At 69.7% G+C, this 24,525-nt stretch carries 19 protein-coding genes; 15 read left to right on the top strand and 4 right to left on the bottom strand.

The annotated features are described in order from the left end of the window. Both ACZ4RZ_RS12180 and ACZ4RZ_RS12175 read left to right on the top strand, forming a co-directional pair. Window positions 1-411 (top strand): arsenate reductase ArsC, encoded by a 411-nt coding sequence (locus ACZ4RZ_RS12180; protein ID WP_467743883.1) that lies wholly within the window; start codon window positions 1-3, stop codon window positions 409-411. Window positions 412-948: 537 nt separating this feature from the next. After that, complete coding sequence (locus ACZ4RZ_RS12175; RefSeq protein ID WP_467743882.1) at window positions 949-3,582, top strand: amino acid permease; 2,634 nt, start codon at window positions 949-951, stop codon at window positions 3,580-3,582. Between the two features lie 237 nt (window positions 3,583-3,819). Here the strand turns inward: ACZ4RZ_RS12175 and ACZ4RZ_RS12170 are convergent, their stop codons facing one another. Both ACZ4RZ_RS12170 and ACZ4RZ_RS12165 read right to left on the bottom strand, forming a co-directional pair. Next, on the bottom strand, window positions 3,820-3,960 hold the full coding sequence (locus ACZ4RZ_RS12170; protein WP_467743881.1) for a hypothetical protein: 141 nt from the start codon (window positions 3,958-3,960) through the stop codon (window positions 3,820-3,822). Window positions 3,961-3,996: 36 nt separating this feature from the next. Beyond that, window positions 3,997-4,404 carry a heavy metal-responsive transcriptional regulator gene (locus tag ACZ4RZ_RS12165; RefSeq protein WP_467743880.1) on the bottom strand — a complete coding sequence of 136 codons (408 nt, stop codon included), beginning with the start codon at window positions 4,402-4,404 and terminating at the stop codon, window positions 3,997-3,999. An 84-nt stretch (window positions 4,405-4,488) separates the two neighbouring features. Between ACZ4RZ_RS12165 and merB the strand changes: the two genes are divergently transcribed. Next, window positions 4,489-5,580, top strand: coding sequence for an organomercurial lyase (gene merB / locus ACZ4RZ_RS12160; RefSeq protein ID WP_467743879.1), 1,092 nt, complete (start codon window positions 4,489-4,491; stop codon window positions 5,578-5,580). On the opposite strand, the gene ACZ4RZ_RS12155 is transcribed toward merB, so the two are convergent. Beyond that, entirely contained in the window at window positions 5,481-6,932 is a 1,452-nt protein-coding gene (locus ACZ4RZ_RS12155; RefSeq protein ID WP_467743878.1) for a DUF1254 domain-containing protein, read from the bottom strand. The two genes, merB and ACZ4RZ_RS12155, sit on opposite strands and share 100 nt — an antisense overlap. Before the next feature lie 392 nt (window positions 6,933-7,324). Between ACZ4RZ_RS12155 and ACZ4RZ_RS12150 the strand changes: the two genes are divergently transcribed. Further along, complete coding sequence (locus ACZ4RZ_RS12150) at window positions 7,325-7,681, top strand: carboxymuconolactone decarboxylase (RefSeq protein WP_467743877.1); 357 nt, start codon at window positions 7,325-7,327, stop codon at window positions 7,679-7,681. Between the two features lie 116 nt (window positions 7,682-7,797). On the opposite strand, the gene ACZ4RZ_RS12145 is transcribed toward ACZ4RZ_RS12150, so the two are convergent. Then, on the bottom strand, window positions 7,798-8,898 hold the full coding sequence (locus ACZ4RZ_RS12145) for a glycosyltransferase (protein WP_467743876.1): 1,101 nt from the start codon (window positions 8,896-8,898) through the stop codon (window positions 7,798-7,800). Window positions 8,899-9,601: 703 nt separating this feature from the next. Here ACZ4RZ_RS12145 and ACZ4RZ_RS12140 point away from each other — a divergent pair. The 11 genes from ACZ4RZ_RS12140 (at window position 9,602) to ACZ4RZ_RS12090 (ending at window position 24,455) form a co-directional block, all read left to right on the top strand. Further along, window positions 9,602-10,150 (top strand): GNAT family N-acetyltransferase, encoded by a 549-nt coding sequence (locus ACZ4RZ_RS12140; RefSeq protein WP_467743875.1) that lies wholly within the window; start codon window positions 9,602-9,604, stop codon window positions 10,148-10,150. A 15-nt stretch (window positions 10,151-10,165) separates the two neighbouring features. Next, a complete protein-coding gene (locus ACZ4RZ_RS12135) occupies window positions 10,166-11,458 on the top strand; it encodes a hypothetical protein (RefSeq protein ID WP_467743874.1) in 1,293 nt (430 codons plus the stop codon). A 48-nt stretch (window positions 11,459-11,506) separates the two neighbouring features. Beyond that, the gene (locus tag ACZ4RZ_RS12130) at window positions 11,507-12,313 is read left to right on the top strand and encodes a TIGR03936 family radical SAM-associated protein (protein ID WP_467743873.1); all 807 of its coding nucleotides are present in this window, start codon (window positions 11,507-11,509) and stop codon (window positions 12,311-12,313) included. A 245-nt stretch (window positions 12,314-12,558) separates the two neighbouring features. Continuing rightward, window positions 12,559-16,566, top strand: a complete 4,008-nt coding sequence (locus ACZ4RZ_RS12125) for an Rne/Rng family ribonuclease (protein ID WP_467743872.1) — start codon at window positions 12,559-12,561, stop codon at window positions 16,564-16,566. Between the two features lie 291 nt (window positions 16,567-16,857). Then, the gene (gene rplU, locus ACZ4RZ_RS12120) at window positions 16,858-17,178 is read left to right on the top strand and encodes a 50S ribosomal protein L21 (protein WP_028802589.1); all 321 of its coding nucleotides are present in this window, start codon (window positions 16,858-16,860) and stop codon (window positions 17,176-17,178) included. 14 nt (window positions 17,179-17,192) lie between these two features. Next, a complete protein-coding gene (gene rpmA, locus ACZ4RZ_RS12115) occupies window positions 17,193-17,447 on the top strand; it encodes a 50S ribosomal protein L27 (protein WP_028802588.1) in 255 nt (84 codons plus the stop codon). 196 nt (window positions 17,448-17,643) lie between these two features. Continuing rightward, window positions 17,644-19,080, top strand: coding sequence for a GTPase ObgE (gene obgE, locus ACZ4RZ_RS12110; RefSeq protein WP_467743871.1), 1,437 nt, complete (start codon window positions 17,644-17,646; stop codon window positions 19,078-19,080). 263 nt (window positions 19,081-19,343) lie between these two features. Then, complete coding sequence (locus tag ACZ4RZ_RS12105) at window positions 19,344-19,655, top strand: FG-GAP repeat protein (RefSeq protein WP_467743870.1); 312 nt, start codon at window positions 19,344-19,346, stop codon at window positions 19,653-19,655. A gap of 195 nt (window positions 19,656-19,850) precedes the next feature. Further along, on the top strand, window positions 19,851-21,401 hold the full coding sequence (locus tag ACZ4RZ_RS12100; protein ID WP_467743869.1) for an alkaline phosphatase D family protein: 1,551 nt from the start codon (window positions 19,851-19,853) through the stop codon (window positions 21,399-21,401). A 136-nt stretch (window positions 21,402-21,537) separates the two neighbouring features. After that, window positions 21,538-22,758, top strand: a complete 1,221-nt coding sequence (locus ACZ4RZ_RS12095) for a hypothetical protein (RefSeq protein WP_467743868.1) — start codon at window positions 21,538-21,540, stop codon at window positions 22,756-22,758. Between the two features lie 197 nt (window positions 22,759-22,955). Beyond that, window positions 22,956-24,455, top strand: a complete 1,500-nt coding sequence (locus ACZ4RZ_RS12090; protein WP_467743867.1) for a D-ribitol-5-phosphate cytidylyltransferase — start codon at window positions 22,956-22,958, stop codon at window positions 24,453-24,455. Window positions 24,456-24,525 lie beyond the last annotated feature (70 nt).

The following is a 24,525-nucleotide window of genomic DNA, read 5'->3' as shown; positions in this document are numbered from 1 at the left end:
ATGAGCACTGCCACCCCGCGTCCGTCCGTGCTGTTCGTCTGCGTCCACAACGCCGGGCGGTCCCAGATGGCCGCCGCGTTCCTCACCCACCTCGCGGGCGACCGGGTCGAAGTCCGCTCGGCGGGCTCCGCTCCCGCCGGCACGGTCAACCCGGCGGTCGTCGACGCGATGAAGGAAGCCGGCATCGACATCTCCGCCGAGACACCGAAGGTGCTGACCGTGGAAGCCGTGCAGGCATCCGACGTCGTGATCACCATGGGGTGCGGCGACACGTGCCCGGTCTTCCCCGGTAAGCGGTACCTCGACTGGCAACTCGACGACCCGGCCGGGCAGGGCGTCGACGCGGTCCGGCCGATCCGGGACGAGATCGAGCGGCGCATCCGCGGCCTGGTGGCCGAGCTGGCCGGCTGAGCGAGCAGCCCCTCTCTTGCGGCGCCGACGTTCGTCCTTCGATCGGCGCTGCGAACGGTCGGAAGGGAAGCTCTGGTGTCGCCGTGCCTCGCGTGATGGTCGAGATCCGTGCATGGAAGTCGCGAGAAGCGGTCTCGCGGGGGTACCGGGAGCGGAGTTCCCTGTCCAACTCGTTGGCGACCAAAAGCAGGGCGGGGAGCGACTTGCGGTCGGCGGCAAGGGCCGTTGTGCCCATGGCCACGGCCTCTTCTGTCATCTCGTAAAAGTCCCACTTGCCCGGGTCTCTTATGAAGTGGTGCTCGGGTTGGTCCGGGCCGGGCAGTCGGTCCAGCTCGCGCGCCTGGCGTCCAGGGAATCGCGGACAAGGCGGGCGTCTCCCGAGGGCAGGGAAGGGCCGGATCGCCGTCGTGCACCGTGGCGGCCACAGGGGGCGGCCGGCGCGCGGGCGTCACCCGGGCTGCCCGGTTGGGTGGCCGGCGGCTGTCCTGCTGCCCCTGCGCTGTTGCGGAGGTGAGTGGCCCGGCGTTGCAATCAAGTGTGAGGCACTTTGGCGGCGCCGAGTCCGCCGGCCGCCCCGCTCCCGGGACGGGGGCCGGCCGGAAGGGGCTCAAGAACAACGCCCTGGGCATGTTCTCCTCGGTGGTCATCGGGCTGGCCTCCACCGCCCCGGCCTACAGCCTCGCCGCAACGCTGGGCCTCATCGTGGCGGCGGTCGGCCTGCAGGCCCCGATCGTCACCATGCTGGCGTTCGTCCCGATGCTGCTGATCGCGTACGCCTTCCGGGAGCTCAACGCGAGCAACGCCGACTGCGGAACCACGTTCACCTGGGCAACCCGCGCCTTCGGTCCACGCACCGGCTGGATGGGCGGCTGGGGCATCATCGTCGCCAACGTCATCGTCATGGCGAGCCTCGCCAAGATCGCCGGTACCTACAGCTTTCGGTTGGTGGGCCTGAACGAACTGGCGGAGGACCGGCTGTGGACCACCGTGGCGGGCATCGTCTGGATCGCCGTGATGACCATGGTCTGCTACGTCGGCATCGAGTTCTCGGCCGCCCTCCAGCGCTGGCTGCTGTGCCTGGAAGTGGGGATGCTGGTCCTTTTCGCCGTCGCCGCACTGGTCAAGGCCTACACCAGCCCTCCCCCGACTGCGATCCATGTCTCCGCCTCCTGGTTCAACCCCTTCGAGGTGTCCTCGGTGAAGGCCCTCACTTCGGGCCTCCTGGCGGGAGTCTTCATCTACTGGGGCTGGGACACCGCCGTCTCGATCAACGAGGAAACCGTCGACAGCAAACGCATCCCCGGGCGCGCCGCAGTCATGTCGACCGTGCTGCTCCTGATCATGTACGCGCTCGTGACCACCTCTGCGCAGGCCGTCGCCGGAGTCGGCTCCTCGGGCGTCGGGCTGAGCAACGCCGACAACTCGGACGATGTGTTCTCCGGACTGGGCGAGGCCGTCTTCGGGAGCCACACCACAGGGCTTCTCCTGACGACACTGCTGATCCTGATGGTGCTGACCTCGGCGCTGGCCTCCACCCAGACCACCATCCTGCCCCTGGCCCGGACCGTCTTCTCCATGGCGGTGCACAAGGCCCTCCCCTCCCGGTTCGCCCGGGTCCACCGCAGGTTCCTCACCCCGACCTGGTCGACCGTCGGCATGGGAGCAGTCTCAAGCGCCTTCCTCGTCCTGCTGACCTCCTTCAGCGGGAACGTGCTGGCCGACTCGGTCGATTCGGTCGGCATCGCGATCACGTTCCACTACGGGCTGACCGGGTTCGCCTGCCTGTGGTACCACCGCAAGATCCTCACCCGCAGCACCAAGGACCTTGTCTTCAAGGGAGTGCTGCCAGGGCTGGGCGGGCTGATCATGTTCTGCCTGTTCCTCTACGCCACCTTCGTCTACGCGGACCCCGGGTACGGCGCGACCAGCGTCGACCTGCCGCTGATCGGACCCACCGGCGGGGTCACCGTCGTGGGCCTGGGCGCCCTGCTGCTCGGTCTCCTGCTGATGCCGGTGGTCACTCGTGGCCACAGCGTGGCCCTCAAGCTCCAGCGGAGCCTGCTTCCGCGCCACCTGCCGCAGCACACCGCCCTTGACTCGGCGAGCCGCTACCTGCCCGCCGACAGCGGGTCCGGGGTGGGCGGCGACTGGTACGACGTCATCCCCCTGTCGGGCACCCGGGTCGGCCTGGTCGTCGGGGACGTGCTCGGTCACGGCCTGCGCGCCGCGGCCACCATGGGACGCCTGCGCACGGGTGTGCGCGTCCTGGCCCGGCTGGACCTGAGCCCGGACGAGCTCCTGTCCCGCCTGGACGACTTGGTCGAGCAGACCGCGCACGAGCGCGGGGTCGGCCACGGCCCGGGCCACCTGAGGCCGCAGGCCGACGAGGCCCTGGGCGTGACCTGCCTGTACGCGGTGTACAACCCCGTCGCGGGGAAGTGCAGGCTGGCGCGGGCCGGGGAGTCGGTGATGGCGGTCGTCGAACCGCACACGGGCGTCGTCGAGTATCCGGAGATGCCCCCCGGACCGCCGCTGGGAATCGGTGGCCTGCCCTACGAGAGCACGGAACTGGAACTCCCGCCGGGCAGTCTCGTCGCCCTCTTCACGGGCGGCCTCCTCCAGGCGGCCGACGGCCGTGACGCCGGGCTCGCGCAGCTGGCACAGGTCCTCGCCGACGGCCGGGCCTCCCTGGAAGAGCTGTGCGACCGGGCGGTGACCACCCTGCTGCCCGGGCCGGTGGACGAGGACGCGACGCTGCTCCTGGCCCGCACCCGCCTGCTCGACCGGAACCAGTTCACCCAGTGGGAACTGCCCCCGGACCCGGCGGCGGTGGCCACCATCCGCACCGCCGTCAGCAAGCAGCTCGGCGACTGGGGACTGGACGACCTGGCGTTCGCCAGCGAGCTCATCGTCAGCGAACTGGTCACCAACGCCATCCGCTACGTCGGCGGCCCGATCCAGGTACGCCTGATCCGCGACCGGACCCTGATCTGCGAAGTCTCCGACACCGGCCACACCGCGCCCAATCTGCGGCACGCCGCGAGCGACGACGAGGGCGGCCGGGGGCTGTTCATCATCGCCCAGATGACCCACCACTGGGGCACGCGCTACACCCCCACCGGCAAGACCATCTGGACCGAGCAGGACTTGCCGCCGGCGGACCGGCAGTAGCACCTCCCAAGGTCCGCACAGGCTGCGGCTCGGTCGACGCCAGGAGCGCAGTCCGGAACGAGTGCGGCCCTGGCGCTCCCGTGAGGAGCAGGGCAGGGCGGCCGGCTCCTCCGTCCTCTGGAGCCGGGCGGCTGTGCGGGGCCGGCTGTTCGCAGCTGGACATCTGGCCCGTTCCAAGGACGCGCCGCTGCACCTGCCTTCGTGAGCTCACACACTCGGCTACCGGGGGGCACATCCTCACGAAGTCCTGGGGTCGCCGAAGACCTTGAGCTGTCCCGGAGAATCCACGCAGAGGCGGGCGAAGGGGGGAGTGGAGCCGATGCCCGCAGACACCAGCGCCACCCCATAGGCGCGGCGAAGCCAACTACGTGTCTTCATCAGTGCTGGCCTGCGCACTCTCCGAACCCATAGTTGTCACATCGTGGTCGGGACGCCGATGATGCGGCAGATCTCCTCCTCGGTGCAGGTGCTCGGGTCCGTGGCGGCGGCCCGTTCCGCCAGACCGCGCAGGGCGGTGCGGGTCTTGCGCAGTTCGGCCATGCGGCGCTCGATGTCCGCGAGGTGATGGCGGATCAAGTCCGTGACATGAGCACAGGGCGCTTCACCGGAATCGCGCAGCGTCAGGATGGAACGGATCTCGGCAAGGGTGAGACCGGCCGACTGCGCGTCGCGGATGAAGGCGAGCCGGTATGCGGCTTGCGGCGGGTAATCGCGGTAGCCGCCCGGTGTGCGCGGGGGCTCGGCCAGCAGTCCGGCTTGTTCGTAGAAGCGGATGGTTTTGGCCGTCAGTCCGCTTGCGGCTGCCAATTCTCCGGTGCGCATACCCCTGAGGCTACGCCTTGACCTTCCAGTGCACTGGAAGGTCTAACTTCGGTCACAGAGGCTCTGAGCCGGGAGGACGATGCAGTGCGCATCACAGTGCTAAGTGTGCCCGACTGCCCCAACGCCTCGGTGATCGAAAAGCGGATCGCCCGTGCCGTCGACGGACGCAGCGCGGACGTGGAGCTGATCGAGGTTGCCGATCAGGAGCAGGCCGCCCGACTCGGGATGACAGGATCGCCCACCGTCCTGATCGACGGCGTGGACCCCTTCGCCGTACCGGGCACACCCGCGTCCCTGTCGTGCCGCTTGTACCGGGCACCGGATGGCCGAGTCGACGGGGCGCCGAGCGTCAACGATCTGAGGCGAGCACTGGACGCCGCGGACGCCACCGAGGACCGTGAGTGCCCGCCGATGGATGCGGCCGGCCGCGACGGGTGGGGCCGGCTCGCACCAGTGGCCGGTGGCCTGCGTGCGGTTCAGCAAGCCGTACTGCGGCAATTCGTGGCGACAGGGGGCGCACCCGAGCCCGAAGCCCTTGAGCGAGCGGCTGCCGCTCATGATCGTGCCGCCGCTGAGGTCCTGTCCGACCTGGCGGCCGAGGACTTCCTCACCCTCGACGACCAAGGGCGGATCCGGGCCGCCTACCCGTTCTCCGCCGTTCCCACCACTCACCGGGTCCGGCTCTCCGACGGCGCGGAAGTCTGGTCGATGTGCGCCGTGGACGCGCTGGGCATCCCGGACATGCTCGGCAGCGACGCCGTGATCACCTCCGCCGACCCCGTCACCGGCGAGACGATCACGGTCACCTCTACCGGCGGACAGATGACCTGGGAGCCGTCCGGCGCCGTGGTCTACATCGGGCAACGCTCCTGCGCCGGCCCCGCCGCCGAGGTGGCCTGCGGCGCACTGAACTTCTTCACGAGCCGTCGCAGCGCCCGCAGTTGGGCGAGGAAGCACCCCGACTACAGCGGCAAGGCAGTGGACCAAGCACATGCCGAGGCCCTGGGCAGGTCCGTCTTCGGCCCCCTGCGGACGGTTGTGGCCGCTGGAAGGATCGAGGGCATGGGAGATGGTCGTCAGCCGATGCGGTGGAGCGGAGGGCACTCCCAGGTGGCGTCGACTACCTCGGGGCGGGGCCCGTACATGCGCAGGACCACGAACCAGGCGCCCTCCTGAGCAGTGGGCAGCCAGTTGGATTCCTTGTCCTCATCCGGCGGCTTGCGCTGGAGATGGATGGTCAGCGCCCCGTCGGCGGCCTGCTTCAGGCCTGGGGTGCGGTCGCCGATGGAGTAGCGGTCGACGGGGTTGGGGATCAGGTTCATGTCTTCCCCATAGGCCGTGAGCGACCAGAAGGCGTCGACCGGTGGCAGCTTGTCCCCGTCGAAGTGCAGTTCGTAGTGACCACCGGCGGTCAGCTTGTTGCCGTCCGAGTCGTCGAAGTTGACGAGATACACCGCCTCGGCAGGGTCGTTGGCGGTGATCCCCACCAGCGACTGGTCGGCGGCACGCTTGAGGAAGTCGTCCCCGAAGCGCCCCATCTGCGGGGGTGGGTAGCGCCAGCCGTGGACGAGATGCGCCCAGTCGCCGCTGAGAATCTGCTGCTTCAGCATGGGCACTCCGACAGCGGCCGCCCGGATCAGGCTCCTTTTGACCACGTCGGGCTGGGCGTCCACGTCCAGACCGGGCCCCACGCCGATCTGCGCGAACTGCTTGAGCAGGATCTCGTGGTGAGCCGGTGGAGGATTCTCGGCCAGCATGGCGTTCAGCGTCTTCCATGGCCCCAGCGGATCATCCTCGGCCTTGATCGGCTTGGGTACGTCACGGTTTTCCGGGACCTTCGCATCCGGCTTGCCGAACAGGCTCAGCGGGGTGAGCCGGTACTGCTCCTGCAACGCCCGTACGTTCGCCACGTCGTTCGTGTCGCTCACCAAGGTGCGGCCCAGGATCAGGATCCACGGGCTGGGCGCGGTCTTGAGAGGCTGCACGTTGGGCGGAAGGTCTCCGCTCCACCCCGGACCGGTCAAGGCGAAGTGCCCGGCTGCGGAACCGGTCGTGCGCTGGCCGACGTAGTCGAAATTGTCCGAGGTGATCCCGATCAGCTCGAAGGTGAAGTAGCGGTCGCCCATGTCCGGGTGGGACAGGATGACGGGCTCGTTGCCGAGGTTCACCCAGGCGACCGAGTACAAGGTGTCGTTGTTGGGGCACCCACCGTCGCGGTAGGACGCGTCGAGCAGGCGCTCGGCGTGCCAGAAATGGTTGACCGGGGCGTACGGCACCGTCGCCGGGTTTCGCGGCTGTGTCACCCAGTCGTATCGCAGCTGCGCGTTGTAAATGTAGGGGAACCCGTAGATGAACGCCTGCTCACCGAGGGTGTAGGCGTACTCCCCGCGCCAGTCGCCGACCCGTCCCGTGATGATCGGACCTACGGCCTGGCGCAGCGTGGGCAAGATCTGCGGCAGGCGGCGGGCGCGCTCGATCGTGGCCTTGGGATGCCGAACCGCCTGCCCGGCCGCACGTGCCACGTTCACTGCGGTTTCCGCCACATCTCCTGGTTTCCGGGAATGCGTGCGCGATGATTCGGACATCTCAGCCCCACTTCATCGGAACGGAAAGAGACAACGCGGCAACAACGCATCCCCCTTGCGTTGGCTGAGAGCGCCTGCCGCACCTCCCCGAGACCATCCTCCTCCGTCCCCGGGAGAGATGCAGCGTGAGTCGTGGGCGGACGACGAGACCGCCGAGGTCCGTCGTAGCCGGGCGTCGACCCCAGCGAGTGCTCACACCTCGGTTGTCCCCGCACCGCCCACCATGCTTCAGGCTGAGGTGGCCCATATGGTGGAAGGGCAAGCAGCCGTCGCGTGGGTGCCTGCTCCGCGGGTGTCGCGTGCCGGTTCCGACAGCATCGGAAGGCGGTCCGGAAATGGCTATAACGTCAGACGCTCCCGTTCTCGACACGCTCGCCGCCATGACCATTGACTCGATAGAGCGCTGTGGCATGGATTCAGGCGCGCTCATCCTCACCCGCATTGCCGCGCTCGCGGCCATGGACGCACCGGCGATCTCCTATCTCGCTCACGTCGATCCTGCGCTCAAGGCCAACCTGACGCTGGAGCAAGTGCAAGACGTTCTCGTGGCGATCGCTCCCGTTGTGGGCACGGCACGCGTCATGGCGGCAGCGGGTCACATAACCGAGGCGCTCGGCTTCGCCATCGAGGTGGGCGAGTCCGACGCCGAGGCCATGGCCGAAGCCGAGGCCCGGAGCCGGAGCAAGTCCTGAGCGGGGCGGACGGCGGTGACCGGGACCCCGGCCGCCCGGAGGTTGTCGGCGTAGGCGGCCGATTCCCCTACCGATGTCCGGCCTCCGCGTGGGACGACGGCTGTCCTGCCGTCGGATCAGCTGCTGACGAGAGTTCTTGCGCCCGCCCCGGAGCCCAGGCGGAGCTTGGCGAGCACGAAGTCCCTGTTCGCGACAACTCGTTCGCGATGGGCTTCGGGCAACTTTCCGGCGTCCAGTAGCTTCTCGCAGCACTCCAGGGATTCGCGGTACGCGCCCACCCAGTACGACGTCACGGCCAGCTCGTCCAGCGCTCGCCAGTCGTACCAGGCATGTTCCACGAACAGGATGTCCTCCGGCTGCGGGATCTCCACCGCGCGCCGCGCGAACATGTACGCGAGCGGCCAGCGCTCTCCGTTCACACGGCACAGGTGAGCGAGCTCACCGAGCGGTTCGGCCCGTGTGGGCCGGTACTCGTGCGCCTCCAGGAAGCGGGACATGACCTCGGGCATCCGGCGCTTGAGCTCCACCGCGAGCCGGGCCGCGTAGAGCCGGGAACAGAACGCTTCCTCGGCGAAGCCGCCCATGGCCGCGCGCCGGTCGTACGCGGGGAGCGCCTTCGCGGGTTCACCGGCGTCGCGCCAGCTCTGGGCGAGGTAGAAGGCGTAACGGGCGTTGTCCGGCTCCTTGGCGAGCGCCTCCTTGAGGATCGCGGCATCGCGGAGATACTTCTCCCGCTCGCTGCCCTGGAGGCGTCCGCCGCCGCCCACGATGACCATCCGCGCGCCTTCGAAGGTCGCACGGCCGAAATGCGTGTCGCACTCCAGGTACTCGTGCAGCACGCCGGCGTACCGCCAGGGGAGGCGGGTCGAGACCATCGTCGGGCGCCAGTGGACGAGGGAGCCGTGGCGTACCTCGAAGTCGTAGCAGTCGTGGGTCAGTTCCGGCATCGTGAAGCCGGAGTCGGTGTCCATCACGTCGTCGGCGTCGATGAAAAGGAGGTAGTCCGCCCGGTCCCGCGCCAGATCGATCGCCTCGGAGCGGCTCAGGTCGAAGCCCTTCCAAGGGCTCTCGTGCAGCGCCCCGGGCAGGTCGGCGAGCGTCTCGCGGATGACGTCCTGGGTGCCGTCGGTCGAGCCCGTATCGAGGATCACCCAGGTGTCGACAAGGGGGCGAACGGACTCGAGGCAGCGGCGGATCACATGCGCCTCATTCTTCACGATCATATTGAGGCAGACCGTTTTCATGTATTTATTCTTTTCTGTGACGAAAAGGATCGAGCGGTGACTTTAGTGAGTCGTGAAACCCCAAGCAAGGACCGCCGCCGGAGACTTGACGCCCATACCGCTGGTGGCTCGACCTGCCTGCCGTTCCGGCTGCCTGCGCCTGTGCATAAGTGAGCAATTCCTGCTGCCGGGCGTGAGAGATTTTCATGGTCATCACGCACCGGCCGCCAGATCCGCGCCACTCTCCAGAACGTCGACGTCGTGCACGGCGCGTATTACCTGGTGGCGCGTTTGTGGGTGGGTCTCTTCGGCGATTCCGTCATTTCCCTGCGGATTCCCGTCGCGTCGGCCGTGGTCGGAACCGCGTCCGTAGTGAGTCTCATGGGAGACCGGTTCTTCGGACACCGTTCCGGGATTCTCGCCGGAATTCCAGTTACGCGCTGTTCAAGCGCGCCACTGCTCCGTCCCGCCCCTGCGCCTCAAGCGGGAGCAGCCCATCTGGCTGCTGCCCCGGGGCGCCGACTTCCCCTTCAGTGCCATCAACCAGGAGCAGGCGAACGCCTTGCACAGCCAGTACGAGGTGTCCATGAACCGATCGGCGACAAGGCCGCCCAGGTCTCCACCGGCGCGAAAGGCCGCCAGAACCACGAAGAAATAAGGCCTGCGCGCAAAGCGGTCGCCCCGGCACACTGCCCCCATGCCACAGCTGACGACGCCTCATGTCCGTTACCAGGCCCCCTTTCTGGAGGCCGTGCGGGAGAACGTCGCCGAGGGGGAGTTCTTCGGCGACACCATCAAAAGAGAGCTGGACGTGTACGGGGGCACCTGGCACGAGCCGGACGGCTTCGCGCGGTATGTCGCCGCGATACGTGAGGAGGAGTTGGAGGAGGGGCGCCGCCCGGAGGGGTTCGTGCCCGCCAGCTGGTACTGGTACGTGGACGGGGACTCCTACCTCGGGCGCATCCAGATACGGCACCGGCTGACGCCCTCGCTGCTCGAGGTCGGCGGGCACATCGGGTACGGGGTGCGGCCGAGCGCCCGCCGCAGGGGGCACGCCACGGCGATGCTCCGGGACGTGCTGCCGTACGCCCGCGCCCTCGGGCTCGACCGGGTGCTGGTCACCTGCGACAACACGAACATCGGCTCCCGAAAGGTGATCGAGGCGGCCGACGGGGATTACGAGGACGAGCGGGACGGGAAGCTCCGGTACTGGGTGTCCACCGACCGCATCCATCGCGGCGGCTGACGCGTCTACGCAGGTATGGATCTGGAAAAGCCGCCTGCTGAACGGCCCGTGGCACAGGCCGAGGGCACCCCTCCGCCCATGGCGCAGGCCGAGGGGTGCCTCGCCGTCGCGATCCGCATTCCGGTGCGGATCGTGGTGCTCGTCCTGGTCGTGCCGGTGCGGATGGCGTGGGACGCGCTGGTCGTGGGCGGACGGTTCCTGCGGGACACCGTGCTGCGGGCGCTGGCTCGCGTGGCGTGGGCGGTGTTCGTCTGGCCGTGGGTGGCCTTGTGGCGGTACGTCCTCGTGCCGGCCGGCAGGGTGCTGGCGTGGCTCGGCCATGTGCTGATCGTCGTACCCGCGGTGTGGCTGTACCGCACGGTGCTGACACCCGTCGGACACGCGATCGCGTGGGCGGCGCGGGGGATCGGGGCCGGGATCGCCCTGGTGTTCGGCGGCATCGCGGTCGGGCTCGCCCGGGTGTACACACGGGTGCTTACACCCGTCGGACACGCGATCGCGTGGGCGGCGCGGGGGATCGGGGCCGGGATCGCCCTGGTGTTCGGCGGCATCGCGGTCGGGCTCGCCCGGGTGTACACACGGGTGCTCACGCCCGTCGGACACGCGATCGCCTGGCTGTTCAAGGGCCTGGGGCTGCTGCTCGCGGCCGTCGGCATCGGGGTGTACACCGCCGTGGCCTGGCTGGCGCGGTACCTCCTCGTCATACCGGCACGGTGGCTGTACGAGTGGGTCCTCACGCCCGTAGGCAGGGGGATCGCCTGGCTGGCGGGCGGTCTCGTGTGGCTCGTACGGATGATCTTCACCGGGATCGGTGCCGCGATCTACTGGACGCTGCGCATCCTGCTGGTGCTGCCCGCGCTCGCCGTATGGCGCCGGGTGCTCGTGCCGGTCGGACGCGTGCTCGCCGTCATCGGCAGGGAGATCGGTGAGGCCCTGGGGCACGCCTGGCGCGTCGCCGGGCACATCTCGCTCGCGGTCGGGCGGTTCCTCGGGCGACTCTTCCGGTGGATCTTCGTGGAGCCGGTGCGCTGGGTGTACCAGGCCGTGCTGACGCCTGTCGGGCACGTCATTCGCGACACGGTCCTGCGGCCCGCCGCCGAGGCCGCGCGCAGCGTGGGACGGGCTACGCGGCAGGCCCTGGCCGCCGCCCGCGAGTCCGCCCGGCAGGCCCGAGCCGACTTCCGGCGGATGCTCTTCGGCGCCCCGCGCGAGCCGGAGCGGGTGCCTTTGGCGAAGCCCGGTCGGGAACCACAGCCCGGTGAGACACGTACTCTAGGTAGCAGTACGACCGCTCTCACGAAGGACTGAACGACACTGGGCAAGCGACAGCCCGAAGGCCCGCCGCCCGCACCCGCGGTGCAGCGCATCCGACTGCGCTACACCAAGCGCGGCCGCCTCCGGTTCACCAGCCACCGTGACTTCCAGCGCGCCTTCGAGCGTGCGCTGCGCCGTGCCGAGGTGCCCATGGCGTACTCGGCGGGGTTCACGCCGCATCCGAAGGTGTCGTACGCCAATGCCGCACCCACCGGCACGGGCAGTGAGGCGGAGTATCTGGAGATCGCGCTCACCGAGACGCGTGACCCGGACAAGCTGCGCGAGCTCCTCGACGAGTCGTTGCCCGCAGGGCTCGACATCATCGACGCGGTCGAGGCCCGTACCTCGGGTCTCGCCGACCGGCTCACCGCTTCCGTGTGGGAACTGCGCCTGGACGGTGTGGACCCGGCAGACGCGGAGCGCGCGGTCGAGGCCTTCAAGGCAGCCGATGCCGTCGAGGTACAGCGCAGGACGAAGAACGGCATGCGGACGTTCGACGCCCGCAGCGCCGTAGCAAGCCTTGAGACGCATAGCGAGACGCATAGTCCACAGGCTGATAGGCCGACCGACCAGCCCTGTGCGATACTGCGGCTGGTTGTTCGGCACGTGACGCCTGCCGTACGACCCGACGACGTCCTGTCCGGTCTTCGCGCCGTGGCCGACCTGGCGCCGCCGGTCGCCGCAGCGGTGACCAGGCTGGCGCAGGGGCTGTTCGATGAAGAGACCGGCACGGTGACCGACCCGCTCGCGCCCGACCGCGAGGCAGTCACGGCCGTCCCGCCCTCTCACGAAGAGGCGGTCGCCGCATCTGCCGCCGCGAAGGCGCCGGTGCCGGAAGGTTCCGCGTAAGGACAGATGTCGTAGCGCCGCCCTCGTATCCGGGAGCCACCTGGGTCGGGCAGCGCACCGACCAGAAGACTTTCGCCAGGCCGTATGCACACATGGCGTACGGAACCGGCGAGACAGGACACAGAGAGCTCCCGTGCGGCGCCCGCGCCCCGGACGGCGGCACCGCGCATCGCGCGAGCCGCGGACGTCACCGGCACTGCCGGACCAGGCGCGGCGCCCGGGAGCCTGACGGGAGATCCACCCGCATGCTCGAGCCCACTGAACCCACTGAGGGTTCCGAAAACAACAACACCCCGAGCGACACCCTGCCGCCGCGGCGCCGTCGCCGTGCGGCGTCGCGCCCCGCAGGTCCGCCGGCCGCCGCCTCCGAGGCCGCGGCCGAGACCACCGCGCCGGCCATACCGGCCGTGGCGTCCGCCGACCTCGCGCAGGACGAGACATCCGTGCACGCCGAGGTTGTCGAGACAGAAGAGGCAGAAGAGGCCGTTGAGGCCGTAGCGACGGCTGAGGCCGAAGAGGCCGCCGCGGTCGAGGAGACGCCGGAGCCGTCCGCTGCCGAGACCGAGGAAGCCGCCCCGCGTCGTACGCGTCGTCGTGCCACCCGTCGGGTGTCCGCGCCCGCCGGTGCCCCGGTGACGGCCGAGGCGGCGGAGACCGTGGTGCCCGCCGTTCAGGCCGAGGGCGAGGCCGAGGTCGCGACCGAGGTCGAAGTCGCGGCCGAGGCCGAAGAGGCCCCCGCCCCCGCCGTTGTAGAGGAGACCGCGCCCGCCGGTCGTACGCGTCGTCGTGCGACGCGTCGCGCCTCCGCGCCGACCGGAACGCCCAAGGCGGCCGAGGCCGCTGAGACCCCTGAGGCCGTGGCGACGGCTGAGGCCGTCGAGGAGTCGGCGAGCGCCGACGTGTCCGCCGAGGCCGAGGCCCCCGCCGCCGTCGAGGAAGCCGCACCCCGCCGCACCACCCGTCGTCGCGCCACCCGGCGCGTCTCCGCACCCGCCGGTGCGCCCGAGGGTGACGCCGCCGACGAGCGTGTGGAGGCGCCCGTGACCAGCGAGAACAAGCCCGCCGAGGGCACCGAAGGCGCCGAGACCGAGAGCGCCGAGGACGGCGCCCCGCGTCGTACCCGCCGCCGTGCCACCCGCAAGGCCGCCGTCGGTTTCTCCGCGCCCGCGCCGCAGGAAGCCGAGTCCGCGCAGCGGCCCAAGCGTCCTGCCGTCGCCGTGTTCCAGGCGCCCGTGTTCACCGAGCCGATGTTCCAGACGCCCGAGCGGGCCGCCGCCGCGGCTGCCGCCGAGGCGGCGGAGGAGGCCGCGGGGGTCACCGAGAGCGTCGAGGCCGCCGAGGTCGTCCAGGAGGAGACCGGGCCGCGCCGTCGCCGTCGTCGCCGGGCCGTCGAGGAGGAGACCGCGGCCGTGCCCGCGGAGGCCGCCGACGAGGTCGAGGAGACCGAGGAGTCCGCCGAGGACGCCGTCGAGGGTGACGAGGGCGAGGAGGAGTCCGCGGGCTCCCGTCGCCGTCGCCGTCGTGGCGGCCGTCGCCGTCGCCGTGGCGAGTCCGCCGAGTCGGACGCCGAGGCGGGCGAGGACGAGTACGCAGCCGAGCAGGCCGCGCAGGACGCCGAGGACACCGCCGAGCAGGCCGAGGAAGACGCCGAGGAGGCCGAGGAGCGCGAGGAGTCGGGCGGTTCCGGCTCCAGCAGCAGCCGTCGCCGTCGTCGTCGCCGTCGTCGTGCCGGTGACTCCGGCACCGACGTCGAGCCCGGCGAGAACGACCCCGAGCGCACCGTTGTGAAGGTTCGCGAGCCCCGTGGCAAGAAGGACGAGCGGCCCGGCGACGGCACGGACGAGGTGCAGTCCATCAAGGGCTCGACCCGCCTCGAAGCCAAGAAGCAGCGTCGTCGTGAAGGGCGCGAGCAGGGACGTCGCCGCGTCCCGATCATCACCGAGGCCGAGTTCCTGGCCCGCCGCGAGGCCGTCGAGCGCGTGATGGTCGTCCGCCAGAGCGGCGAGCGCACGCAGATCGGCGTCCTGGAAGACAACGTGCTCGTCGAGCACTACGTCAACAAGGAGCAGTCGACCTCGTACGTCGGCAACGTCTACCTGGGCAAGGTCCAGAACGTGCTGCCGTCGATGGAGGCCGCCTTCATCGACATCGGCAAGGGCCGCAACGCGGTGCTCTACGCCGGTGAGGTCAACTTCGAGGCGCTGGGCATGGCCAACGGGCCGCGCCGCATCGAGTCCGCTCTGAAGTCCGGCCAGTCGGTTCTCGTGCAGGTCACCAAGGACCCGATCGGCCACAAGGGCGCCCGCCTCACCAGCCAGGTCTCCCTCCCCGGCCGCTACCTGGTCTACGTGCCCGAGGGCTCGATGACCGGCATCAGCCGCAAGCTGCCCGACACCGAGCGCGCGCGTCTGAAGACCATCCTCAAGAAGATCGTCCCCGAGGACGCGGGCGTCATCGTGCGCACCGCCGCCGAGGGCGCGAGCGAGGACGAACTGCGCCGTGACGTCGAGCGACTGCAGGCGCAGTGGGAGGACATCCAGAAGAAGGCGAAGAACGGCAACGCTCCGACGCTGCTGTACGGCGAGCCGGACATGACCGTCCGCGTCGTCCGCGACATCTTCAACGAGGACTTCTCCAAGGTCATCGTCAGCGGCGACGAGGCGTGGGAGACCATCCACGGGTACGTCTCGCACGTCGCGCCCGACCTGGCCGACCGGCTGTCCAAGTGGACCTCCGAGGTCGACGCCTTCGCGACGTACCGGATCGACGAGCAGCTGATGAAGGCGCTGGACCGCAAGGTCTGGCTGCCCAGCGGCGGTTCGCTGGTGATCGACAAGACCGAAGCGATGGTCGTGGTCGACGTCAACACCGGCAAGTTCACCGGTCAGGGCGGCAACCTCGAAGAGACCGTGACCAGGAACAACCTGGAGGCGGCCGAGGAGATCGTGCGCCAGCTGCGGCTGCGCGACCTGGGCGGCATCGTCGTCATCGACTTCATCGACATGGTCCTGGAGTCCAACCGGGACCTGGTGCTGCGGCGCCTGCTCGAGTGCCTGGGGCGCGACCGTACGAAGCACCAGGTGGCGGAGGTGACCTCGCTGGGTCTGGTGCAGATGACGCGCAAGCGCGTCGGGCAGGGCCTGCTGGAGTCCTTCTCCGAGACCTGTGTCCACTGCAACGGCCGCGGTGTCATCGTGCACATGGAGCAGCCGACCTCCGTCGGAGGCGGCGGCAAGCGCAAGAAGCGCGGCCGTGGCGGTGCCGAGCAGGCGCCCGAGCACGAGCACGAGGCCGTGGCCACGGAGACGACCGAGGCCGCCGAGGTCATCGAGGTGGAGACCGAGGCCGAGGTGGCCGCCGAGGCTGCCGAGCCCACCGCGCTGCCCGCGCCCGGCTTCGCGCCGGACGAGGAGCTGTACGGCAGCGCCGCCGAGGCGGAGGCCGCGGCCACCCGTGGCCGTTCGCGGCGCCGGGCGACCCGGCGCGCGTCGGCTCCGGCGGGTGCGCCGAAGGCCGAGGGGCGTCCCCCGACGAAGCGTGAGGAGCGCGCCGAGCGGGCCCTCAAGTCGCGGGAGGCCGCCGAGTCCGAGCCCGTCGCGGTCGAGGACCCGGTCGTCGAGGCACCCGAGGCACCCGCGGTCGCGGAGGCCCCCGTACAGGAGGAGGCCGCTCCCAAGGGCCGTACGCGCCGTCGTGCGACCCGCAAGGTGTCGGCCCCGGCCGGTTCGCCGAAGGCGGCGGAAGAGGCCGTGACGGTCACGGAGCCGGTTTCCGTGCCGGAAGCTGCCTCGGAGGTCGCCTCGGAGGTCGTCGAGCCGAAGCCCGAGCCCGTGGTCGAGCCGGCCGCCGAGCAGGTCGCCGAGGCGCCCGCCGAGAGCGCCGCCCCGGCTCGTCCGCGTCGACGTGCCGTCCGTAAGGCCACCGCGCCCACCGCGTCCGAGGAGGCCGCCGTCGTGGTCGTCCCGTCGGCGATGGCGTCAGAGGAGACCGCCGAGGCAGTCGAGGCGGCCGAGACGGCCGAGTCCGAGGCTCCGGCCGCCGCCAAGAAGGCGGCCGCACGCAAGACGGCGAAGAAGGCGACGGCGAAGAAGGCCGCCACCAAGAAGACCGCTGCCAAGAAGACGGCCACCAAGAAGGCCACGGCCAAGAAGGCGACCGCGAAGAAGGCCGCGGCCACCAAGGCGACGGCGAAGAAGACCGCGGCGGCGGAGCAGACCCTGTCCTCCGTCTCGGCTTCGACCGACGAGGGCTGAGTCACTGTCTGCGGAGCGCGCGAGCGCTCCGCAGGCCGGCTCGACCGACGCCCCTGCTCTGCGGATTCGCAGGACAGGCGGCGTTGGCGTGACTGGCGGCACACCTGCGGGGCCCGGCCTGGTTTGACCCTTTCGGTCGTGGCCCCGTAACCTTGACCGTCGGCGTGTCCATAGACGCGCCGCATTCCCGTAAACCTCTTCCTCCCGGCGCTCGGCGCTTCGGGAGAGGCCGTTCGCGCAAGCGCGCGGCTGGACTGCGGGGATTCCGTTCCGAGCGAGAGAGAGATCCGCGTGTACGCCATCGTGCGCAGCGGTGGTCGCCAGCACAAGGTTGCTGTCGGCGACATCGTTGAGGTTGACAAGATTTCCACTGCCAAGGTTGGCGACACGGTCGAGCTCTCGACCCTGCTCGTTGTCGACGGCGACGCCGTGACCAGCGACCCGTGGGTGCTGGCCGGAATCAAGGTCCAGGCCGAGGTCGTGGATCACCACAAGGGCGCGAAGATCGACATCCTTCGCTACAAGAACAAGACCGGCTACCGCCGTCGTCAGGGCCACCGCCAGCAGTACACGGCGATCAAGGTCACTGAGATCCCCGCGGCTGCGAAGTAAGGGACTGAGGAGAGATGGCACACAAGAAGGGCGCATCGTCCACTCGGAACGGTCGCGACTCCAATGCTCAGCGGCTCGGCGTGAAGCGCTTCGGCGGTCAGGTCGTCAACGCCGGTGAGATCCTGGTCCGCCAGCGCGGTACCCACTTCCACCCGGGCAACGGCGTCGGCCGTGGCAAGGACGACACGCTGTTCGCCCTTGACGCCGGTGCGGTGGAGTTCGGTACTCACCGTGGCCGCAAGGTCGTGAACATCGTTCCGGTCGCCTGATCCAGTCCCTTTAGGACACAGGCTCCGTAGAACAGAGTTCTTCGCGAGGCGGACCTCACTTCCCGATCGGGAAGGCGGGTCCGCCTTTCGCGTGTTACGCAAGGGACATTCCGTACGGAAGACCATTCCGTACGTGTCCGTGCGCAAGACATTTCCGTACGCAACCGAAGTAACCGAAGTGCTGGAGGCACCCCCCATGACCACCTTCGTGGACCGCGTCGAGCTGCACGTCGCCGCGGGTAACGGAGGCCACGGCTGTGCCTCCGTTCACCGGGAGAAGTTCAAGCCGCTCGGCGGCCCCGACGGCGGCAACGGCGGCCGTGGCGGTGACGTGATGCTGGTCGTCGACCAGTCCGTCACCACGCTGCTCGACTACCACCACAAACCGCACCGCAGCGCCACCAACGGCAAGCCCGGCGAGGGCGGCAACCGTTCCGGCAAGGACGGCCAGGACCTGATCCTGCCGGTGCCGGACGGCACGGTCGTGCTCGACAGGGCGGGCAATGTGCTCGCGGACCTCGTCGGCCACGGTACGTCGTACGTCGCCGCGCAGGGTGGCCGTGGCGGCCTCGGCAACGCGGCGCTGGCCTCGGCCCGTCGCAAGGCGCCCGGCTTCGCGCTGCTCGGCGTGCCCGGGGACCTGCAGGAGATCGTCCTTGAGCTGAAGACGGTCGCGGACGTGGCCCTCGTGGGCTACCCGAGCGCCGGCAAGTCGTCGCTCATCTCGGTGCTGTCGGCCGCCAAGCCGAAGATCGCGGACTACCCGTTCACGACTCTCGTCCCCAACCTGGGTGTCGTGACCGCGGGCGAGACCGTCTACACGATCGCCGACGTGCCCGGACTCATTCCCGGCGCGAGCCAGGGCAAGGGCCTCGGCCTGGAATTCCTGCGCCATGTCGAGCGCTGCAGCGCCCTGGTCCACGTCCTGGACACCGCGACGCTGGAGTCCGAGCGTGACCCCGTCTCCGACCTCGACACCATCGAGGAGGAGCTGAAGCAGTACGGCGGCCTCGGCAACCGGCCGCGCGTCGTCGTCCTCAACAAGATCGACGTGCCGGACGGCAAGGACCTGGCCGAGATGGTCCGCCCGGAGCTGGAGGCGCGCGGGTACCGCGTCTTCGAGGTGTCTGCGGTGGCGCACATGGGCCTGAAGGAGCTGTCCTTCGCGCTCGCCGAGCTCGTCGGGCAGGCGCGGGCCGCCAAGCCCAAGGAGGAGGCGACCCGGATCGTCATCCGCCCGAAGGCGGTCGACGACGCCGGCTTCACCGTGGTCCAGGAGGAGGACGGCCTCTACCGCGTGCGCGGCGAGAAGCCCGAACGCTGGGTCCGCCAGACGGACTTCAACAACGACGAGGCCGTCGGCTACCTCGCCGACCGCCTCAACCGCCTCGGCGTCGAGGCGGAGCTGATGAAGGCGGGTGCCCGCTCGGGCGACGGCGTCGCCATCGGCCCCGAGGAGAACGCGGTCGTCTTCGACTGGGAGCCCACCGTCATGGCCGGCGCGGAGATGCTCGGCCGCCGTGGCGAGGACCACCGCCTCGAAGCCCCGCGGCCCGCGGCGCAGCGCCGCCGCGACAAGCAGGCGGAGCGGGACGAGGCGGAGAAGGAGTACGACGACTTCGAGCCGTTCTAGGGGGACGGGTCGGTGGGGGCTTGGGGGTGGGTTTTCGCCCCCTCCGCCCCTGCCCATTCCCGTCACTTGGGGGCTTCGCCCCCAAACCCCCGCTCCTCAAACGCCGGAGGGTCCAAGGGTGCGGGCGGAGTTCCCCAAAGTGAATGCCAGGGAAATCCACGGCATGGACAGGGCAACCAGCCGGGCGGGCCGGAAGTCGTAGTGGGCGCGGATGAGGATCTTCCTCTTCGCGCCCAACTTCGTTCCAGACGCCCGGAGCCGACGTGTCCGAGCCCGCTCTGCCGAGAACGTGCCGCGCGGCCGTCGTAGCGACCGCCCTGCCCGCCGCGGCCCCGACCGCCGTCCCGATCGCGCACGCCCGCCCCGCCGCGACGAGTGTGCGGGTCGACTTCAACGGTGACGGGTACGGGGATCTCGCCGTCGGCGCCCCCGGCGAGAACACGAACGCCGGCTCGGTGTGGGTGTTCAAGTCCACCGCGTCCGGCGTGACCCCGACCGGCTCGTACACCTTCGGCGCGGGCACGCTGGGCACCGTGGCGGCGGGCGCCCGGCTGGGCCAGGGCTTCGCCTACTGACGCACCATCAAGCCCGCGGTGCGGGGGAGCTTCGCCAAAATTGGCTCGAGTTTCGCCAAAACCTCCGTGTCGCGGCGGGTCGTTCGTTCCTCGTGCATTTGTCATGCCTACGATGCGTTCCGTTCAACGAGCGGGCTGCTGCGCCGTGTGAGCTTCCCGGTGTCCAAGAGGCCACCGACGCAGGGGAGTTCGCCGATGACCGGAGCAATCTCAAGCGATCGACGCCGCTTTCTCACCGCCGGGGCCGCCGTGCTCGGCGCCGCCGCCTCCGCCCAGCTCTGGCTGCCCAGCGTCGCGCGCGCGGCCGAAACACCGCTGCCCGACGGCGTGTTCACGCTCGGTGTCGCCTCCGGTGACCCGTTGCCCGATGGCATCGTGCTGTGGACCCGACTCGCTCCCGACCCGCTGAACGGCGGCGGCATGCCCGACCGCACGGTGTCGGTGGGCTGGGAGATCGCCGAGGACAGCCGCTTCCGGAAGCCGGTGCGCCGCGGCACCGCCCAGGCGCGGTCCGAGTACGGGCACAGCGTGCACGTCGACGTCCGCGGGCTGCGCCCCGACCGCGCGTACTGGTACCGCTTCCGCGCCGAAGGACAGCTCTCGCCGACCGGCCGCACCCGCACCGCCCCCCACCCGCACAGCTCGGGCGGCTCCCTGCGGGTCGCGCTCGCCTCCTGCCAGAACTGGCAGAACGGCTACTTCACGCCGTACGCCGACATGCTCGACCAGGACCCCGACTTCGTCCTCTTCGTCGGCGACTACATCTACGAGTCCAAGCCGGCGGCCACCGCCGTACGCAAGCACGAGGGCAGCGACGAGCCGTACACCCTCGTCCAGTACCGCAACCGCTACGCGCAGTACCGCACCGATCCGCACCTCGCGGCGATGCACGCCAATGCCCCCTGGGTGGTCACCTTCGACGATCACGAGGTCGACAACGACTTCGCCGGCGAGATCCCGCAGGACCCCGACAAGCAGTCGCACGACGCCTTCGTGGCCCGGCTCACCGCCGCCTACCAGGCGTACTACGAGCACATGCCGGTCCGGGCCACCGCGATCCCGAACGGGCCGCACATCCAGATGTACCGGCGGCTCGACTTCGGGCGCCTCGCCCGCCTGAACGTGCTGGACACCCGGCAGTTCCGCAGCAACCAGGCGACCAGCCGGCAGGGCGCCGAGGACCCCTCGCTCACCATGCTCGGCGCCGAGCAGAAGGACTGGCTGCTGGATGGCCTGCACACGTCGCCCACCCGCTGGAACCTGATCGCCTCGCAGATCATGATGGCCGAGACCGACCTCCAGGTCGGCGAGGGCAAGCTCTGGTACTACGACGCCTGGGACGGCTACCAGGTCGAACGCAACGCCCTCATGGAGGAGTTCGCGAGCATCCGCAACCCGGTCGTCCTGACCGGCGACCGGCATCTCTCGATGATCAGCGACCTCAAGGAGGACTTCGCGGACCCGGACTCCGACGTCGTCGGCGCCGAGTTCGTCGGCACCTCCATCTCCAGCGGTGGCGACCAGGATCAGGTGGCCTTCCACAAGGAGTGGGACCCGCGGATGGCGGACAACCCGCACTGGAAGTTCATCGACGCCCACCGCGGCTACCACCTGTTCGACATCCGCCGCGACGGCATCGACGCCCAGGTGCGTGTTCCGGAGACGGTGCTGCAGCCGGACGCCGCCTCCAGCACGCTGGCCCGGCTGCGGGTCGAGGCGGGGAAGCCGGGCGTGCGGCTCGTTTGACGGTCACTTGAAGACCTGAGCCGGGCGTGCGGCTCGTATGAACCGACGCTGAACCGTGAGTGACGCCCTGGGACTCACATGAGTCCCAGGGCTTTCTCAGCCTGCGCTCAGGAAGGCTCCTTAACGTCCTCTTACCATGGAGACCGACTGTTCGATACGCCACACGACAGCCGCTGAGACGGCTGCTCCCGCGCCCCTGCCTTCCGGCACCCGGTCGCAGCCGCTGCCCTCCGGCACCCGGCTGCTGCACATAGGCCCGCACAAGACCGGGACCACGTCGATCCAGGGCGCGCTGTTCGCCGCGAAGGACGCGATGGCCGAGCACGGCGTCGCCTTCCCCGCGCACAGCAGGCACCCCATGGAAGCCGCCCTCGCGGTCTGCGCCCGGCCCGGCATGATGGGCGACACCCGGCCCACCGAGGGTCACTGGCAGCGGCTCCTGGACGCGGTGCGCGCCACCGGGAAGCGCACCTCGGTGATCAGCAGCGAGTTCTTCGCGGACGCGCCCGACGACGAGACCATCGCCCGGATCGTCGACGACCTGGGCCGGGACCGGGTGCACATCCTGGTCACGCTGCGCCCGCTGGCGAAGATCATGCCCTCGCAGTGGCAGCAGTACGTGCAGAACGGTCTGCGCATGGGGTACGAGGACTGGCTCGACCACATGCTGCGCAAGGCCCCGTACGAGAAGCCCAACCCGAGCTTCTGGCGCCGGCACCGCCACGACCGGCTCGTGGAGCGCTGGACGCGGGTCGTCGGTGCCGAGAACATCACCGTCGTCGTGGTCGACGACCGGGACCGCGGCGGTCTGATACGCACCTTCGAGTCCCTCCTCGGCCTGCCCGACGGTCTCCTGGTGGAGGTGCCGGACACGGCGAACCGTTCCCTCACGCTCGCCGAGACCGAAATGCTCCGGAAACTCAACATGGAATTCCGCGGGAATGGCCTGCCCGACGAGCTGTATTCCAAGCTGGTGCGCAACGGCGCGGTCATGCATATGAAGAACACCTGCCGCCCCGCGCCGGACGACGCGCGGATCACCACCCCGACGTGGGCGCTGGAGGCGGCGGCCGGCATCGGCGCGGAGATGGCCGAGCGGATCGGCACCATGGGCGTACGGATCCTCGGCGATCCGGCGCTGCTGTCCGCCGTACCCACGTCGGCGAGCGCGGAGCCGGAGCCCGCGCGCATCGATCCGGACGTGGCGGCCCACGCGCTGTACGGGGCGCTCGTCGTGGCGGCCGAGGTCCCCGCGCACCCCGCCGCCCGCACGGTTCACCAGACGTCGTCCGGGGAACTCGTCCGGGTCCTCGGCCACCGTGTGCTCAAGCGCCTCAAGCGCCTCAATCGGAGCTGAGGAGAACACGTACAAGAAACGTGTGCAGTTACTCACAGCAAATCCGGACAATTCGGTCCGGGTTCCCGGAAGTCGCCTGCATGCAAGGTGAATAACCGGTTGCGCGCACATATGCAGCAGACGGCGCTCACCTTGCATGGCAGTAACCGTAAGTGGGACCATTCCCGGGTTCCCTGTCGCCCCAAGGTAGGTCACTTGTGTCTGAGCACTTTGCCAAGCCCCGTACCACCGCAGTGATCCTGGCCGGCGGAACCGGTCAGCGCGTGGGTCTGTCGATTCCGAAGCAGCTGCTGAAGATCGCCGGCAAGGCGGTCATCGAGCACACGCTGACCACCTTCGAGCAGGCCGACTCCATCGACGACATCATCGTGCTGATGGCTCCCGGCTATGTGCCGGACATCGAGAAGATCGTCGCGAAGGCGGGCTTCACCAAGGTGACCCGGATCATCGAGGGCGGCTCGACGCGGAACGAGACCACCGAGCGCGCCATCGCCGCCCTGGGTGAGGGGCTGGCCGAGGGCGAGGACCGCAACGTCCTGTTCCACGACGCCGTGCGCCCGCTGCTGTCCGAGCGCGTCATAGACGACTGCGTCACGGCCCTTGAGCGCTACCAGGCCGTCGACGTCGCCATCCCGTCCGCGGACACGATCATCGTGACCCGCACGCACGGCGAGGACGGCGAGTTCATCACCGAGATCCCGGACCGCTCCCGGCTGCGCCGCGGCCAGACGCCCCAGGCGTTCAAGCTGTCCACGATCCGCCGTGCCTACGAGGTCGCCGCCGGTGACCCCAACTTCCAGGCCACGGACGACTGCTCCGTCGTACTCAAGTACCTGCCGGACGTGCCGATCCACGTCGTCGCGGGCGACGAGTACAACATGAAGGTCACCCAGCCCGTCGACGTCTTCATCGCCGACAAGCTCTTCCAGCTCGCCTCCACCGCCGCGCCCGAGCAGGCCGACGAGGAGGCCTACCGCGAGCTGCTCACCGGCAAGACCGTGGTGGTCTTCGGCGGTTCGTACGGCATCGGCAAGGACATCGCCGAACTCGCCGAGGGCTACGGCGCGAAGACGTACGCCCTGGGCCGCTCGACCACCGGCACGCACGTCGAGAACCCGGAGGAGGTCGACGACGCGCTGTCCACGGCGTACGCCGAGACCGGGCGCATCGACTACGTCATCAACACCGCGGGCGTGCTGCGCATCGGCAAGCTCGCCGAGACGGACAACGCGACCATCGAGGAAGCGCTGAAGGTCAACTACCTGGCCCCGGTGCAGATCGCCCGCTCCTCGTACAAGTACCTGGCCGAGACCAAGGGCCAGCTGCTGCTCTACACCTCCAGCAGCTACACCCGCGGTCGCGCCGAGTACAGCCTCTACTCCTCCACCAAGGCCGCCATGGTGAACCTCACCCAGGCGCTGTCCGACGAGTGGGCCGGCGACGGCATCCGCGTCAACTGCATCAACCCCGAGCGCACCGCGACCCCGATGCGCACCAAGGCGTTCGGCCAGGAGCCCGCGGGCTCGCTGCTGTCCTCCGAGGCCGTCGCGCACACCTCGCTCGACGTCCTGCTCTCCGAGCTCACCGGCCACGTCATCGACGTCCGCCAGCAGGACCCGACGGCGGGCGCGGGCCGGGCCTCCGGCTTCGAGGCGGCCCTGGCCAGCGTCCTGGACCGCCAGGCCGGCGTGGCATAATCAACTAATAGCCTTTTGGAATTCAGGCCTCTGTGTCTGCGCATTTGCCGCGCATTCACAGAGGCCTGAA

It is taken from the genome of Streptomyces sp. NPDC027189 (assembly GCF_055566975.1).
This window is presented reverse-complemented; position numbering and strand designations above follow the sequence as displayed.

Coding starts and splice junctions, on each gene's coding strand:
- obgE (WP_467743871.1), top strand. CDS start 17,644: ATGACCACCTTCGTGGACCGCGTCGAGCTGCACGTCGCCGCGGGTAAC.
- ACZ4RZ_RS12140 (WP_467743875.1), top strand. CDS start 9,602: ATGCCACAGCTGACGACGCCTCATGTCCGTTACCAGGCCCCCTTTCTG.
- ACZ4RZ_RS12165 (WP_467743880.1), bottom strand. CDS start 4,404: ATGCGCACCGGAGAATTGGCAGCCGCAAGCGGACTGACGGCCAAAACC.
- ACZ4RZ_RS12095 (WP_467743868.1), top strand. CDS start 21,538: ATGGAGACCGACTGTTCGATACGCCACACGACAGCCGCTGAGACGGCT.
- rpmA (WP_028802588.1), top strand. CDS start 17,193: ATGGCACACAAGAAGGGCGCATCGTCCACTCGGAACGGTCGCGACTCC.
- ACZ4RZ_RS12135 (WP_467743874.1), top strand. CDS start 10,166: ATGGATCTGGAAAAGCCGCCTGCTGAACGGCCCGTGGCACAGGCCGAG.
- ACZ4RZ_RS12180 (WP_467743883.1), top strand. CDS start 1: ATGAGCACTGCCACCCCGCGTCCGTCCGTGCTGTTCGTCTGCGTCCAC.
- ACZ4RZ_RS12150 (WP_467743877.1), top strand. CDS start 7,325: ATGGCTATAACGTCAGACGCTCCCGTTCTCGACACGCTCGCCGCCATG.
- ACZ4RZ_RS12125 (WP_467743872.1), top strand. CDS start 12,559: ATGCTCGAGCCCACTGAACCCACTGAGGGTTCCGAAAACAACAACACC.
- ACZ4RZ_RS12100 (WP_467743869.1), top strand. CDS start 19,851: ATGACCGGAGCAATCTCAAGCGATCGACGCCGCTTTCTCACCGCCGGG.
- ACZ4RZ_RS12170 (WP_467743881.1), bottom strand. CDS start 3,960: ATGAAGACACGTAGTTGGCTTCGCCGCGCCTATGGGGTGGCGCTGGTG.